We start from the raw sequence: 14,292 nt of genomic DNA, 5'->3' as shown, positions 1-14,292 counted from the left end.
GCCCTAGTCACGCACGGCCAGCGGATCAAGCAGGCCGGCGGCAATCGCCATGCCCACCAGTTCTGGCAGGCTTTCCGCCTGCATGCGCTTCATGACCCGCGAACGGTACAGATCCACGGTCTTCACGCTGATCTGCAGTTGCTCGGCCACTTCGCGATTGGTGTAACCGCGCACCAGCGGCAGCAACACATCGCGCTCACGCGGAGTGAGGCTGTCCAGGCGCACCTGCACCTCGGCCAGCCGTGCATCGCCGCCGCCCGCGGGGCGCGCGCGACTGGCCAGCGCCTGTTGCACGCTGTCGAGGAGTAGTTGCTCGTTGTAGGGTTTCTCGATGAAGTCCACCGCGCCGGCCTTGAAGGCTCGTACCACGATGGGCACATCGGCATGCCCGCTGACGAAAATGACCGGCAGGTTCAGACCGCGCTGGCGCAGTGCTTCCTGCACGTGCAGCCCGCCCATGCCCGGCATGCGCACATCGAGCAATACGCAGGCCGGCAATTGGTCGTCACAGGCGGCCAGAAAGGCCTGGCCGCTGGTGAATGGCAGCGCGCGCAGGCCGACCGACTCCAGCAACCAGACGGTGGAGTCGAGCATGCCCTGGTCATCATCCACCACGTAAACGCGTTGTTCCTGCTGATTCATGCGCTGTGTTCCTGGCTTCTTATGATTGTTCGTGGTCCTGACGAACCAGCGGCAGGCGGCACTCCAGGCACAGCCCGGCACTGACGCCTGGGCGTGCCTCCAGCGAGCCACCAAAGCCTTCGATGATACTGCGACTCATCGACAGGCCCAGCCCCAGGCCTTCCGCCTTGCTGGTGTAGAACGGCGTAAACAGGTGCTCCAGCGCCTCGGCCGGCACCCCCGGCCCCTGGTCCTCGACACGCATGCACAGGCTGCCCTGCTCCACCCGCGCACTGATGACGATCTGCGAAGGCTGGCCGGCACAGTGCTCGCGGTTGGCATCGATGGCATTGCGCAGCAGATTGAGCAGCACCTGCTCGAGCAGCACGCGGTCGGCATACACGCAGCCCAGCGCCCCTTCGGCCTGTTCGATGATGCTGATCTGGCTGTTGCCGGCCTGCCACTGGCAGAGCAGCACCGCCTCATGGATCAGCTCGGCCGGTTGCAGGGCCTGCATGCGCCGCTGGCCCTTGCGCAGGAACGCGCGCAGACGGCGGATCACCTCGGAGGCATGGTTGGCCTGCTCGGTGATCCGCGCCAGCCCCTGGGCCACGCGCTCGGCAGCCTGCGGATTGTCCCCCAGGCTTTGCAAGTAACGCTGGCTGGCACTCGCGTAGTTGACCACGGCTGCCAGCGGCTGGTTGATTTCATGAGCGATCCCGGAAGCCAGCTCACCTAGGCTGACCAGCCGCGCGGTGTGCGCCAGTTCGTCCTGGTGACGACGCTGTTGCGCCTCGCGCAGCTCGCGTTCGGTCATGTCCCGGGCAATCAGCGAGTAGTAGCGCTCCCCGCCCGCCGCACGGTGTGCCAGCAACACCAGCGAGACCGGCAGGCTGGCACCACTGGCAGCGCGCAACTGCCCTTCGCTGCTCCACACGCCGTCGCGTTCGGCCAGCTGCCGACCACTGCCGTGCAACTGCTGCAGCACCGCCGGTGCCAACAGCTCACACAGCGCCGGCAGTGCCGCCCCGTGGGCCAGGCCGAGGGCACGCCGCGCCGCCGGGTTGAGGTAACTGAGCTGGCCGGCTGCGTCGATAAACAGCACCAGATCGGTATTGGCCTCGACCACCTCGGCCAGACGCCTGCGGTTTTCTTCGGCCTGCACGCGCAGGGTGATATCCCGCGACACACTGACCACCTCGACCACCGCCCCAGTGTAGGTTTCGCGAATCGCCCGGCTGGCCGTTTCAAACCACAGATAATGACCCTGGCGATGGCGCAGGCGCATGGTCATGGTGTGGTAGCCATCCTGTTCCAGCGCCTGGGCCGCCAGACGCAGCAGGCGACGATCCTGGCGGTGCAACAGGCGCCGCACCGAACTGCCACGTAACTGCTCCGGCCAGTAACCCAGCAAGGTCCAACTGGCTGGCGAGGCATCCAGAAAGCGTCCGTCCGGGGTATGCCGGGAAATCAGGTCGGTGGTGTTCTCGGTGATCAGCCGGTACAGACGACGCGCCTGGGCCGCCTCGCGGGCACTGCGCAACTCCTCGCTGGCCTCCCGGCAACGGGCCAGCACACGCCCTTCGGCCGGCTCGGGGATAAAGCACCAGACCAGGCTGCGCTCGCCATCCTGCGCCTCCACCGCATCGATGGCACGCTGCTGCTGCAAGCAGGCACGCCGCAAGGCGGCATGATTGACCGGCAGCAGTTGCGCATAGTCGGCAAACGGCCGCTCGCCCAGCAGGCGCAGCAAGGCCGGGTTGCAAGCCAGCGGCCGGCCGCCGGCATCCAGCAACAGCGCGGGCTGCGGGTCATTGACCAGCAACGGGCTGCTGGCTGGCTGCCCACCCGCCAGACTGGCCAACTGGTTCAATAGCGGCTGCAGCCAGGCCAGCCAGGCGCTCTCCAGCTCTTCCGCGCACTCCACCAGGAGCAGCCCGGCGCCATCTGCCTGCCAGCTCAGCGCCAGCACCCAGCCCTGGCTAAGCGCGGCACGACGCAAGCGCCCGGCCAGCCAGCAGGGTAGCTGGCGGACCTGTTGCAGGCTCAGGCAAGGCTGCTCGGCCAGCAGCTGGTGCAACGCCAGGTCGCTGGCCTGCAGCGGATCACCCTGTCCGGGTGGCAGGGCCGGGCCGCCATCCTGCTGGGCATAGATGCCACTGCTGGCCTGCCAGGCCAGGTAGCCCGTCTGGCGCACCCCGGGCGCACTGAGCAGGGCGCGACGCAAGGCCTCGCCCTGCGCCGCCAGGGGCAGTTGCTCGCGCAGGCTGGCCAGCCAGCCCTGCAGGGCCAGGGCAGCAAAATCATGCTGTGCAGTCATGCCAACACCATATAGCAATTCACCTATACAACCTTGGTATAGATTCCATATTTACCGGGCAAATTCTATAAAGCAAACCCGTGATCTCCCGGTATCCGCTAGAGACTACCGGAATAACCAGAGCTAACAATTCGCCAAAGGTGTCAGCCGCATGTCGATCTATGAACAGGGCCTTGAACGCGCGCCCGTCAACCACATCGCCCTCAGCCCGCTGAGCTTCATCGAACGCACCGCAGCGGTGTACCCCGACTACCCCGCGGTGGTGCACGGCTCGATCCGCCGCACCTGGGCAGAAACCTACGCGCGCTGCCGGCGCCTGGCCTCGGCCCTGGCCGGACGCGGCATCGGCAAGGGCGACACCGTGGCGGTAATGCTGCCGAATATCCCGGCCATGCTTGAAGCGCACTTCGGCGTGCCGATGATCGGCGCGGTACTCAACACCCTCAACGTGCGCCTGGATGCCGAGGCCATCGCCTTCATGCTGCAGCATGGCGAAGCCAAGGTGCTGATCACCGACCGAGAGTTCTTTGACGTGATCCACGCCGCCGTCGGCATGCTCGACCATCCGCCGCTGGTGATCGATGTCGATGATCCGGAATACGGCGAAGGCCAGGCCGCCAGCGATCTGGATTACGAAGCCTTCCTCGCCGAAGGCGATCCGCAGTTTGCCTGGCAGTGGCCGGACAACGAATGGGACGCCATCAGCCTGAACTACACCTCCGGCACCACCGGCAACCCCAAGGGCGTGGTCTATCACCATCGTGGCGCCTACCTGAATGCCCTGGGCAACCAGATGACCTGGGCGATGGGCAACCATCCGGTGTACCTGTGGACCCTGCCGATGTTCCACTGCAACGGCTGGTGCTACCCCTGGACGGTCACCGCGCTGGCCGGTGTGCATGTATTCCTGCGCCGGGTCGATCCGCAGAAGGTACTCAACCTGATCCGCGACGAGCAGGTCACCCACCTGTGTGGCGCGCCCATCGTGCTCAATGCGCTGGTCAACATGCCGCCGGAAGCCAAGGCAGCCATCGACCACCCGGTCAAGGCCATGGTCGCCGGCGCCGCGCCACCCGCCAAGGTCATCGGTGCCGTCGAGGAAATGGGCATCCAGGTTACCCATGTCTATGGCCTCACCGAAGTCTACGGCCCGGTCACCCTGTGCGCCTGGCATGCCGAGTGGGACGCCCTGCCACTGGATGAGCGCGCCGTGCTCAAGGCCCGTCAGGGCGTGCGCTACCCGACCCTGGAAGGGGTAATGGTCGGCGATCCCAAGACCCTGGAGCCGGTGCCGCGTGACGGACAGACCATCGGCGAGATCTTCATGCGCGGCAACACCGTGATGAAGGGTTACCTGAAGAACCCCAGTGCCACCGAGGAAGCCTTCGCCGGCGGCTGGTTCCACACCGGCGACCTGGCCGTCTGCCACCCGGACGGCTACGTGGAAATCCGCGACCGCCTCAAGGACATCATCATTTCCGGTGGCGAGAACATCTCCACCATCGAGCTGGAAGGCGTGCTCTACCGTCACCCGGCGGTACTCGAAGCGGCCGTGGTAGCGCGCCCTGACGAGAAATGGGGCGAGACGCCCTGCGCCTTCATCACCCTCAAGGCCGACCGTCAGGATGTACGCGACAGCGACATCATCCACTTCTGCCGCGAGCACCTGGCCGGCTTCAAGGTGCCCAAGACCATCGTCTTCACCCAACTGCCCAAGACCAGCACCGGGAAGATCCAGAAGTTCGTGCTGCGTGACATGGCCAAGGCGCTCTGACCACTCACCAGGCGCGGCCGGTTCACCCAGGCGAACCGGCCGCCTGCGACACCGTTTGTACAACAACAAGAAGGGCCCTCGGGCCAACGGAGAACCCCTATGCAACTGATCCACCGTAAAGACGGCGACGAACAGCCGTTCTGGAAGGCCGGCCCGTTCAAGGTCCGCCTGCCGTTCGTGCACTACCGCTGGGAAACCGCGGAAATGCTCCAGGCGCTGATCATGTTCGTGGTCAGCCTGGCAATGATCCCTCTCTTGGAAAAATACCTCGGCCTGCCCTATGACGTGGCGCTGGCTTACGTAGTGGTCTGCGGCGTCGGCTTCATGCTGCCGGCCCTGCTCGGTGTACCCCTGGTACCCGGCTGGATCACCCCGGGCATCCCGGTGGTGCTGCTGTTCCTCGGCAAGTTCGAACCCGGCCCGGAGGCCATCCAGGCGTTGTTCGCCCTGCAGTTCCTGGTCTTCGTGATCTTCCTGTTCCTCGGCATCACCCGCCTGGGCAGCACCCTGGTGCGCCTGTTCCCCAACTCCATGAAGGGCGGCATCATCATCGGTGCCGGTATCGCCGCACTGATCGGCGAGATCGACGCCGGCGGTCGCCTGGCCAACACGCCCATCTCGCTGGTCGCCGGCAGCCTGATCTGCCTCTACCTGATGTTCTCGGTGTCCTTCAAAGGCCTGACCGAACGCCTGCCGCTGGCCCGCAAGGTGGTCAACTACGGCATGGTGCCGGGCATGCTGATCGCCATCTTCATCGGCATCGGCGTGGGCGAGTACAAGATGCCCGACATCAAATGGGGGATCACCGCGCCGGCCTTCGGCGAGATGTGGAACTACCTGCCGTTCAACGTCGGCTTCCCCAGCCTGGATATCTTCCTGCTGGCCGTGCCCACAGCGGTCATCGCCTATGTCATCGCCTTTGGTGACATCATCGTCGGCCAGTCGCTGATGCAGCGTGCCGATGAGCTGCGCACCGACGAGAAAATCGACAACAACGTCGACCGCATCCACCTGGTTACCGCCATCCGCAACGCCCTGCACGCCTTCTTCGCCCCCTACCCGGGCCTGGCCGGGCCGCTGTGGACTGCCGTGGCCGCGACCATGGCCGAGCGTTACAAGTATGGGCGCAAGGCCATGGACTCGATCTACAGCGGCGCTGGCACCTTCTGGATCACCGGCTTCATCGCGCTGTTCCTCCTGCCGCTGGTCAGCTTCTTCCAGCCGGTACTGCCGATCGCCCTGTCGCTGACCCTGATCCTCACCGGCTATATCTGCCTGATGGTCGGTTTCGAGCAACTCAATGACAACACCGAGCGCGGCATCGCCGGGACCATGGGCGTTGTCCTCGCCGTGTATGGCGCTGGCTGGGGCCTGGCGGCCGGGGCTGCGCTGTACATCATGATCGAACGCACCCACCTGCTGAAGTTCACCATGCCCGGTGACCGCCTGAAGAAGAGCGCGGAAGCCGAGTAACCCGTTCGACCGCTGCAACCCTTGGGGGCGTCCGGCCCACGGCGCCCCGCTTTTTTTATTCCGGCAGGAGGCCATGGCCGCCTGCCACACGCTTGAGCGTTGGCGTGGCGGTTGCGGCCGCTGCGTCCTTTTTATCCCTCTGCTGCAACGGCCACGCCGGCCAGGATACTGACATGCGTACTCTCTCCAGCCTTACCGGCAACAGCCAGAAACTCGACGGCGGCGCCATGTTCGGCAATGCCCCCAAGGCACTCTGGCAACGCTGGATGCCCGCCGACGAGGACAACCGCATCGACCTGGGCTGTCGCGCCCTGCTGGTCCAGGAGCCGGGGCGCAATATCCTCATCGAAACCGGTATCGGCGCCTTCTTCAGCCCGGAGATGAAGCAACGCTATGGCGTACAGGAAAGCCGCCATGTGCTGCTCGACAGCCTGGCCGAGCTGGGCCTGAGCGATTCCGACATCGACCTGGTGATCCTCACCCACCTGCATTTCGACCATGCCGGCGGACTGCTCGCCCCCTGGGCCGAAGGCCAGCCGGCGCGCCTGCTGTTCCCGCGCGCACGCTTCATCACCAGTCGTCGCCACTGGCTACGCGCCGGCAATCCGCACCCGCGTGACCGCGCCTCGTTCATTCCCGAACTGCTGCAACTGCTTGAGCAAAGCGAGCGCCTGGTACTCCTCGAACCCGGTGACGAACAGCATGTACTGGGCCAGGGCTGGCGCATGCACTGGAGCGACGGGCATACCCCCGGGCAGATGCTCCCCGAGGTGAGCATGCCGGATGGCCCGGTGGTGTTCGCCGGCGATCTGGTGCCCGGCGCGCCCTGGGTACACCTGCCGATCACCATGGGCTACGACCGTTTCCCGGAAGGCCTGATCGAAGAGAAGGAGCGCCTGCTCGACAGCCTGGCGGCCTGCGGCGGGCGGCTGTTCTTCACCCACGACCCGCACTGTGCGCTCGGCCAGGTACAACGAGACGAACAGCAGCGCTACAGCCTGAGCCAACGCTGGACAAGCCTGCAGCGCCTGGCGCGGTAACCCCGCACAACCGCTACAATGGCGGGCCATTCCGGGAGCCCGCCATGCCTTTCACCGACCTGCTTGCCCGTCTGCACGCGATCCGCGACCACAATGCCTGGGCGCCGCTGCACAGCCCGAAGAACCTGGCCATGGCCGCCAGCGTGGAAATGGCCGAGCTGCTGGAAGTCTTCCAGTGGCTCAGCGAAGCGCAATCCCGCCAGCTGGATGAAACCCAGCGCCGCCAGGCCGGCGCTGAGGTGGCCGACGTGATCTTCTACCTGCTGCTGCTCAGCAGCGAACTCGGCCTGGACCTGCCGCAGGTGCTACAGGATAAGCTGGCCGACAACGAGCGACGCTTTCTCGGGGCGCCTGCCCATGCATGATCGCCACTTCGACCAGCTGGCCAGCCGCTTTGCAGAAAAGATCTATGGCGGCGCCAAGGGAGCCATCCGCCTCGCCGTGCTGCAGGCCGATCTCAAGGAAGTCCTGCCACAACGCCCGCTGCGGGTCCTCGACATCGGCGCCGGGCTCGGCCACATGAGCCTGTGGCTGGCCGAGCATGGCCACCAGGTGACGCTCGCCGAACCCTCCGCGCCGATGCTCGACGGGGCGCGCCAGCGCTTTGCCGACGCCGGGCAGCGTGCCGAGTTCATCCAGGCCCCCTGGCAGGACTTGCCCGGCCAACTGCAGCAGCCCTACGACCTGGTGCTCTGCCATGCGGTGCTGGAATGGCTGGCCGAACCTGCGGCCATTCTGCCCGTACTGCACCAGCTGACCCGCGCCGATGGCTGGTTGTCGCTGGCCTTCTACAACAAGGACGCGCTGGTCTACCGCAACCTGCTCAAGGGGCATTTCCGCAAGCTGCGCAAAGCCCACTATGCCGGCGAAGGGCAAAGCCTGACGCCACAGCAGCCGCTCGACCCACTGGAGCTGGCCGCCCTGCTCGACGGCCACTGGCATATCCACAGCCAGAGCGGTGTACGGGTGTTCCACGACTACATGCCGGTGGAGTTCCAGCAACGTGCCGAGCTGCTCGACCTGCTGGAAATGGAGCTGGCTTACCGCCGTCACCCGACCTTCGCCGGTTTGGGCCGCTACCTGCACTGGCTGTGCCGCCCCTTGTGATACCTGCCGCGTAAAGGGGCGCGACTTTTTCGCGGTTTCGCGCTCCAATGCTTCATCCTCACTGCGGAGTCTTCCACATGCCGCGCTTAGCGATACTCCTGCCACTGCTGCTCCTGCTGGCTGCCTGCCAGTCCGACAACCCCTACCAGGCCAGCAGCCTGCCACTGCCCCCCGCACCGGCCGCTGCCGCCAACAGCTTCGACGCCAGCGCCTATCCGGCCGCCCCGCGCGACTGGGCACGCTACCAGCACTGGCGCTGGCAGCAAGCGCCGGCCGGCCAGGCCCTGGCCGAGGACGCCGAACTGGCCAGTGCCGTGGCCAACGCGCTGGAACAGCGAGGCCTGCGCCCGGCGCAGCCAGACCGGCCTGCCGACCTGCTGGTACGCGCGCAGCTCGACGAACAACGCCGCTACTACTCGTACCGTGAGCAACTGGGCGGCCACTACGCTCACGGTCCCTATGGCGATTACCGTGGCGTGCATGGCCAGGTGCCGCTGACCCGCGAGGTCGAGGAACGCTTTCTGCTGTTACAGGTCGAACTGCTCGACGCAGCCAACGGCCAGGTCATCTGGCGCGGCCGCAGCGAACAGCGCCTGACCGGCCCGGCCAGCACACTGCTCTACCCGGCCGCCGAGCAAGCCCTGCAGCCGTTTCCACCGCACTGATCCCGACCCGGAGAACTTCCATGCATCGCTCCCTGCTATGGCTGTCCTGCCTGCTCCTGCTGGCCGGCTGCCAGAACCTGCCGATCGAGCAGGACTACGACACTCAGCGCGACTTCAGCCGCTACCAGAGCTGGCAGTGGGCCGAGCCAGCGGTACAGTTCCGCCCGGACAGCCCGTTGCTGCGCAGCGATCTCACCGCGCAGCGCATCCGCCAGGCCACTGCCGAACAACTGCTGCAGCGCGGCCTGCGCGAAAGCCCTACAGCCGACCTCAAGGTGCAGGCCAGCCTGGTGGTCGAGCAGCGCCAGCAGCACATCAGCAGCGGCTATGCCAGCAGCTACTGGGGCTATCCCTGGGGCTATTGGGGCGCGCCTGTGGAAACCCGCACCCTCGACTATCAGGTGGCGACCTTGCAACTGGATCTGTTCGACGCCCGCGACGGCAAGCTGGTCTGGCGCGGCAGCCTGAGCAAAACGCTGCGCGACGGCAGCACGCCCAGCCAACGCGAAGCAGAAATCCGCCAGGTCATGACCCGCCTGCTCAGCCACTACCCGCCACAGTAAAGCCGCCCATGCCTGCCAGCGACCTGCAGCACCGCCCCGCCGAAGCCGCCGACCTGCCGGCCATCGTGCAGTTTCCGCAAAGCGCCGAGGAGCTCTTCTACTGCTTCCCGCGCGCCCGCTGGCCGCTGGATGTCAGTCAGTTGGCCAGCGCCATGGCCGAGCGCCAGGACAGCACGCTGATCCTCCTCGACCGGCGCCCGGCGGCGTTCGCCAACTTCTACCAATGCCAGCCCGGCGAGTACTGCGCGCTCGGCAACCTGATGGTCGCCCCCTGGGCCCGCCAGCGTGGCATCGCCGCCCATCTGGTCGGTCTCATGGAGCAGCGCGCCCGCGAGCAGCACCAGGCGCGCGAGTTGCGGGTGTCCTGCTTCAACGGCAACAGTGCCGGCCTGCTGCTCTACCCGCGCCTGGGCTATCAGCCCTATGCGCTGGTAGAGCGCCAGGACTGGCTGGGCCGACGGGTCGCGCTGATCCAGTTCAGCAAGGCACTTTCCTGACGAAAAAGACAGCTTCTGAGATAATCCACCGCCCCATTGTTCGGAGCATGCCTGTGTCTACCCCGAGTATCTGGTTGCTGCTTCTGCCACTGCTCGCCGGCGCCCTGATGCCCCTGCAGGCCGGCGTCAACGGCCAGCTGGCCAGCCATCTGTCGAGCAGCCTGGTCGCCGCCCTGCTGTCCTTTCTGGTCGGCACCCTGGCCCTGCTTGCCGTGGTGCTCTTGCAACGTGATCTTCCCGCACTGGGACAGTTCAAAGGGCTCAGCTGGTGGCACTGGACGGGTGGCCTGATGGGCGCCTTCTTCATCGCCACGGCGGCCTTCAGCGGCCCGAAGATTGGCGCGCTGCTGTTCACCGCAATGATCCTCGCCGGCCAGCTCGGCGCCGCCCTGCTGCTTGATCATTTCGGCTGGGCTGGCTTTCGCGAGGCCCCACTGAGCCTCGGCAAACTCGCCGGCCTGGGCCTGGTGATCGCCGGCGTGGTGCTGATCCAGCGCGGCTGAATGCCCGCCGGCGTATTAGCCGCCTGGCACCCGGCATGCTAAGGTGCGCGCCCTTTGCCAACCCAGGGGCGCGCTCACGACACGCCAGGCTCCGCGCCGCGGTTCCGCGTTCCTCTTCATGCCGCCCTGCCACGGGCCCGTTACCCGGAATGCGCCGCCATGCTGCACAGCCTGAAAAACACCTGGTTCTTTAATACGCGCGGCGACGTGCTCGCCGGCCTGGTGGTCGCCCTGGCGCTGATCCCCGAGGCCATCGCCTTTTCCATCATCGCCGGGGTCGACCCCAAGGTCGGCCTGTATGCCAGCTTCTGCATCGCCGTGGTGATCGCCTTTGTCGGCGGGCGTCCCGGCATGATCAGCGCGGCGACCGGCGCCATGGCACTGGTCATGGTCACCCTGGTCAAGGAACACGGCCTGCAGTACCTGCTGGCCGCCACGCTACTCACCGGGGTACTGCAGATTGGCGCGGGCTACCTCCGCCTGGGCAGCCTGATGCGCTTCGTTTCGCGTTCAGTGGTCACCGGCTTCGTCAACGCCCTGGCCATCCTGATCTTCATGGCTCAGTTGCCGGAGCTGACCAATGTCACCTGGCAGGTCTACGCCATGTGCGCGGCAGGCCTGGCCATCATCTACCTGTTCCCCTATATGCCCAAGGTGGGCAGGGTCATCCCCTCGCCGCTGCTGTGCATCCTGTCGATGACCGCCGTGGCCATGTACTTCGGCCTGGATATCCGCACCGTGGGCGATATGGGCGAGCTGCCGGACACCCTGCCGATCTTCCTCTGGCCGGATGTACCGCTGACCTTCGAAACCCTGGCGATCATCTTCCCCTACTCGGCAGCCCTGGCGGTGGTCGGCCTGCTGGAATCCATGATGACCGCCACCATTGTCGATGACCTGACCGACACCGAAAGCGACAAGAACCGCGAGTGCAAGGGCCAGGGCATGGCCAATATCGCCTCCGGGCTGATGGGTGGCATGGCCGGCTGCGCCATGATTGGCCAGTCGGTGATCAACGTGAAATCCGGCGGCCGCGGCCGTCTGTCGTGCCTGGTCGCCGGCGTGGTGCTGCTGCTGATGGTGGTCTTCCTCAGCGAATGGGTCAGCCAGATCCCCATGGCGGCCCTGGTGGCGGTGATGATCATGGTGTCGATCGGTACCTTCAGCTGGGACTCGATCCGCAACCTCAAGCAGTTCCCGCTGTCGACCAATATCGTCATGCTGGCCACCGTGGCAGTGACCGTCTACACCCATAACCTGGCCTATGGCGTGTTTGTCGGCGTGCTGCTGGCCGCCCTGTTCTTCGCCAACAAGATCGGCCACTTCCTATATATCCAGTCGCAAACCGATGGCGAAGATCGCCAGCGCACCTACCAGGTGATCGGCCAGGTGTTCTTCGCCTCCGCGGATAAGTTCATCGCCGCCTTTGACTTCAAGGAAGCCATCGACAAGGTGACCATCGATCTGTCTCGCGCACACTTCTGGGACATCACCGCTGTGGCAGCGCTGGACAAGGTGGTGATCAAGCTGCGCCGCGAGGGCACCGAAGTCGAGGTCATCGGCCTCAATACTGCCAGCGCGACCATCGTCGATCGCTTTGCTGTACATGACAAAGACAACCCCAGCGACCTGCTGCCCGGCCACTGAGCAAGGAGCTTCCCGATGAGCGACGTACTGGCCTGCATTGATGGTTCCCCCGCCACCCAGGCGGTCTGCGACTACGCAGCCTGGGCCAGCCGGCGCCTCGACGCGGCACTGACCCTGTTGCACGTACTGGATCCGCAGCGCTACCCGCAGCAGCGCGACTTTAGCGGAAGCATCGGCCTGGGCAGTCGCGAGCATCTGCTGGATGAACTGGCCCTGCTCGACCAGCAGCGCCACCGACTGGCCATGGAGCAGGGCCGCCTGATGCTGGAAGCCGCCCGCGACCGCGTGCATACCGACGGCGTTGCCCAGGTGCAGCTGCGCCAGCGCCATGGCGACCTGCTGGACAACCTGCTGGAATTGCAGGACGACACGCGCCTGCTGGTTATCGGTCGCCAGGGCGCACGCAGCAGCGCGCACCTGCAGCAGCTCGGCAGTCATCTGGAAAGCGTAATTCGTGCCGTACAGCGCCCCATCCTGGTCAGCTGCGGCGAGTTCAAGGCCCCACAAAGCTACCTGCTGGCCTACGACGGCAGCCCCACCGCACAGCACAGCCTGCAACGGATAGCCGCCAGCCCACTGCTGCAAGGGCTGCCCTGCCACCTGTTGCTGGTCGGTAACGCCAGCGACACCCAGCGCGCCCTGCTGGAGGACGCCGCTGCCCAGCTGGCCGGCAGTGCCAGCCAGGTCAGTTGGGCGATCCGCCAGGGCGACGTCGAACAGGCACTGCCTGCCTATCAGGCCGAGCAACAGCTCGACCTGCTGGTGATGGGTGCCTACGGCCACTCACGGCTGCGCCAGTTCTTGCTCGGCAGCACCACCAGCGCGTTGCTGGCCAGCAGCCAAAGCCCCTTGCTGATCCTGCGCTGACACAACCAGCAGGCACTCTGCAGGCCACTTGCCACCAGCCTTACCGCTGACGCACCATGCGCGCATAGCCGTTGTCCGCGAGCCCTCATGCAGCCGTCAGCACACCCCAGCCAGCCCGAGGCTTTTCGCCTGTGGCGTGAAGCCCAGGACACCCAGGTACGCACCCGCCTGGGTGGCGTGTTCTACCTGCTGGCCTGGCTGCTGCTGTGGGGTTTTGCCGGCGCACCCGGCCAGTTGTTGCTGGCGGGCATTCTGCTGAGCCTGCTGTTTGCCGGCCTGTGGCTGCTGCGCCTGCTGCACCGCCTGCCCGACGCCCATGACCAGGCCAGCCTGCGTCACTGGCTGGACAGCCACTGGCGGCTGATCTTCGCTACCGCCCTGGCCTGGGGACTGACCCACGCGGCGGCACTGCAACTGGCGGTATTCGCCGATTCACGCCTGATCGCTACGCTGAGCACGGTGGCTTTCAGTACCGCCATGGCCTTCAACTTCGCCATGCGCAAGCGCCGCGCCATCATCGCCATGACCCTGCTCTACCTGCCGGGCCTGCTGGTCCTCTGGCTGAACCGCGCAGAACAACTGGCCAGCCTGGTCACGCTGGCCTGCTACCTCGGCTACCTCTTGCTGGCCCTCAGCCGTAGCCACCGCGAGTACCACACGACCCTTGACCTGGAGCTGCAACTGCTCGAGCAGCAGGCACGCCTGCAGCAGCTCAGCCATAGCGACAGCCTCACCCAACTGGGTAACCGCCATCTGTTCAACAACCGCTTTCCCCAGTTGCTCGAACAGGCACGCAGCCACCAGCGCCCTCTTAGCCTGGTGCTGCTTGATCTGGACTTCTTCAAACAGGTCAACGACCGCCACGGCCACCTGACCGGCGATGCCTGCCTGCAATGCTTCGCCGACTGCCTGCGCCGGCATTTTCGCCGCGACAACGACCTGCTGCTGCGTCTGGGCGGCGAGGAATTCGCCGTGCTGCTCCCCGACACGCCGCAGGAGCAGGCGGTCAGCCAGGCCGAGCAGTTGCGCCAGTACCTGTCCAGCGAGGGCCTGCAGGTACATGGCCAGCCGCTGGCACTGACCACCAGCATCGGCGTGGGTGGCTACGACCCGCAGCAGGATGACGATGCCGAGGCCTTCTTCCGCCGCGTCGACCAGGCGCTGTACGCCGCCAAGCACAACGGCCGCAACTGCCTGGCAAGGGCCTGAACGGTC

The 14,292-nt window shown here is 65.9% G+C and carries 14 protein-coding genes; 12 read left to right on the top strand and 2 right to left on the bottom strand.

Annotation, left to right across the window (positions count from 1 at the left end; all coding sequences use genetic code 11):
* Window positions 1–3: 3 nt before the first annotated feature.
* Both CW360_RS13790 and CW360_RS13785 read right to left on the bottom strand, forming a co-directional pair.
* Window positions 4–642 carry a response regulator transcription factor gene (locus tag CW360_RS13790; RefSeq protein WP_093984354.1) on the bottom strand — a complete coding sequence of 213 codons (639 nt, stop codon included), beginning with the start codon at window positions 640–642 and terminating at the stop codon, window positions 4–6.
* A gap of 19 nt (window positions 643–661) precedes the next feature.
* Entirely contained in the window at window positions 662–2,941 is a 2,280-nt protein-coding gene (locus CW360_RS13785; RefSeq protein ID WP_101194090.1) for a PAS domain-containing sensor histidine kinase, read from the bottom strand.
* Window positions 2,942–3,092: 151 nt separating this feature from the next.
* Between CW360_RS13785 and CW360_RS13780 the strand changes: the two genes are divergently transcribed.
* From CW360_RS13780 to CW360_RS13725, 12 genes are all read left to right on the top strand, one after another.
* Entirely contained in the window at window positions 3,093–4,715 is a 1,623-nt protein-coding gene (locus tag CW360_RS13780; protein ID WP_101194089.1) for an acyl-CoA synthetase, read from the top strand.
* A 99-nt stretch (window positions 4,716–4,814) separates the two neighbouring features.
* Window positions 4,815–6,188 (top strand): solute carrier family 23 protein, encoded by a 1,374-nt coding sequence (locus tag CW360_RS13775; protein WP_093984357.1) that lies wholly within the window; start codon window positions 4,815–4,817, stop codon window positions 6,186–6,188.
* Between the two features lie 173 nt (window positions 6,189–6,361).
* Window positions 6,362–7,228 (top strand): MBL fold metallo-hydrolase, encoded by an 867-nt coding sequence (locus CW360_RS13770; RefSeq protein WP_101194088.1) that lies wholly within the window; start codon window positions 6,362–6,364, stop codon window positions 7,226–7,228.
* 44 nt (window positions 7,229–7,272) lie between these two features.
* Entirely contained in the window at window positions 7,273–7,593 is a 321-nt protein-coding gene (locus tag CW360_RS13765) for a MazG-like family protein (RefSeq protein WP_101194087.1), read from the top strand.
* Entirely contained in the window at window positions 7,586–8,335 is a 750-nt protein-coding gene (locus tag CW360_RS13760; protein ID WP_093984360.1) for a methyltransferase, read from the top strand. The genes CW360_RS13765 and CW360_RS13760 overlap by 8 nt, the downstream gene beginning before the upstream one ends.
* A gap of 77 nt (window positions 8,336–8,412) precedes the next feature.
* Entirely contained in the window at window positions 8,413–9,000 is a 588-nt protein-coding gene (locus tag CW360_RS13755; RefSeq protein ID WP_157825305.1) for a DUF4136 domain-containing protein, read from the top strand.
* A 20-nt stretch (window positions 9,001–9,020) separates the two neighbouring features.
* Window positions 9,021–9,563, top strand: coding sequence for a DUF4136 domain-containing protein (locus CW360_RS13750; RefSeq protein ID WP_093984362.1), 543 nt, complete (start codon window positions 9,021–9,023; stop codon window positions 9,561–9,563).
* An 8-nt stretch (window positions 9,564–9,571) separates the two neighbouring features.
* On the top strand, window positions 9,572–10,060 hold the full coding sequence (locus CW360_RS13745) for a GNAT family N-acetyltransferase (protein WP_093984363.1): 489 nt from the start codon (window positions 9,572–9,574) through the stop codon (window positions 10,058–10,060).
* 53 nt (window positions 10,061–10,113) lie between these two features.
* Window positions 10,114–10,563 (top strand): DMT family transporter, encoded by a 450-nt coding sequence (locus CW360_RS13740; protein WP_093984364.1) that lies wholly within the window; start codon window positions 10,114–10,116, stop codon window positions 10,561–10,563.
* Between the two features lie 159 nt (window positions 10,564–10,722).
* On the top strand, window positions 10,723–12,210 hold the full coding sequence (locus tag CW360_RS13735) for a SulP family inorganic anion transporter (protein WP_101194084.1): 1,488 nt from the start codon (window positions 10,723–10,725) through the stop codon (window positions 12,208–12,210).
* Window positions 12,211–12,225: 15 nt separating this feature from the next.
* Complete coding sequence (locus CW360_RS13730; RefSeq protein ID WP_101194083.1) at window positions 12,226–13,077, top strand: universal stress protein; 852 nt, start codon at window positions 12,226–12,228, stop codon at window positions 13,075–13,077.
* Between the two features lie 87 nt (window positions 13,078–13,164).
* The gene (locus tag CW360_RS13725; RefSeq protein ID WP_101194082.1) at window positions 13,165–14,286 is read left to right on the top strand and encodes a GGDEF domain-containing protein; all 1,122 of its coding nucleotides are present in this window, start codon (window positions 13,165–13,167) and stop codon (window positions 14,284–14,286) included.
* Window positions 14,287–14,292: the final 6 nt, after the last annotated feature.

It is taken from the genome of Pseudomonas fluvialis (assembly GCF_002835605.1).
GTDB lineage: Bacteria > Pseudomonadota > Gammaproteobacteria > Pseudomonadales > Pseudomonadaceae > Aquipseudomonas > Aquipseudomonas fluvialis.
This window is presented reverse-complemented; position numbering and strand designations above follow the sequence as displayed.

Coding starts and splice junctions, on each gene's coding strand:
- CW360_RS13745 (WP_093984363.1), top strand. CDS start 9,572: ATGCCTGCCAGCGACCTGCAGCACCGCCCCGCCGAAGCCGCCGACCTG.
- CW360_RS13785 (WP_101194090.1), bottom strand. CDS start 2,941: ATGACTGCACAGCATGATTTTGCTGCCCTGGCCCTGCAGGGCTGGCTG.
- CW360_RS13755 (WP_157825305.1), top strand. CDS start 8,413: ATGCCGCGCTTAGCGATACTCCTGCCACTGCTGCTCCTGCTGGCTGCC.
- CW360_RS13790 (WP_093984354.1), bottom strand. CDS start 642: ATGAATCAGCAGGAACAACGCGTTTACGTGGTGGATGATGACCAGGGC.
- CW360_RS13750 (WP_093984362.1), top strand. CDS start 9,021: ATGCATCGCTCCCTGCTATGGCTGTCCTGCCTGCTCCTGCTGGCCGGC.
- CW360_RS13780 (WP_101194089.1), top strand. CDS start 3,093: ATGTCGATCTATGAACAGGGCCTTGAACGCGCGCCCGTCAACCACATC.
- CW360_RS13725 (WP_101194082.1), top strand. CDS start 13,165: ATGCAGCCGTCAGCACACCCCAGCCAGCCCGAGGCTTTTCGCCTGTGG.
- CW360_RS13770 (WP_101194088.1), top strand. CDS start 6,362: ATGCGTACTCTCTCCAGCCTTACCGGCAACAGCCAGAAACTCGACGGC.
- CW360_RS13765 (WP_101194087.1), top strand. CDS start 7,273: ATGCCTTTCACCGACCTGCTTGCCCGTCTGCACGCGATCCGCGACCAC.
- CW360_RS13775 (WP_093984357.1), top strand. CDS start 4,815: ATGCAACTGATCCACCGTAAAGACGGCGACGAACAGCCGTTCTGGAAG.
- CW360_RS13730 (WP_101194083.1), top strand. CDS start 12,226: ATGAGCGACGTACTGGCCTGCATTGATGGTTCCCCCGCCACCCAGGCG.
- CW360_RS13760 (WP_093984360.1), top strand. CDS start 7,586: ATGCATGATCGCCACTTCGACCAGCTGGCCAGCCGCTTTGCAGAAAAG.
- CW360_RS13735 (WP_101194084.1), top strand. CDS start 10,723: ATGCTGCACAGCCTGAAAAACACCTGGTTCTTTAATACGCGCGGCGAC.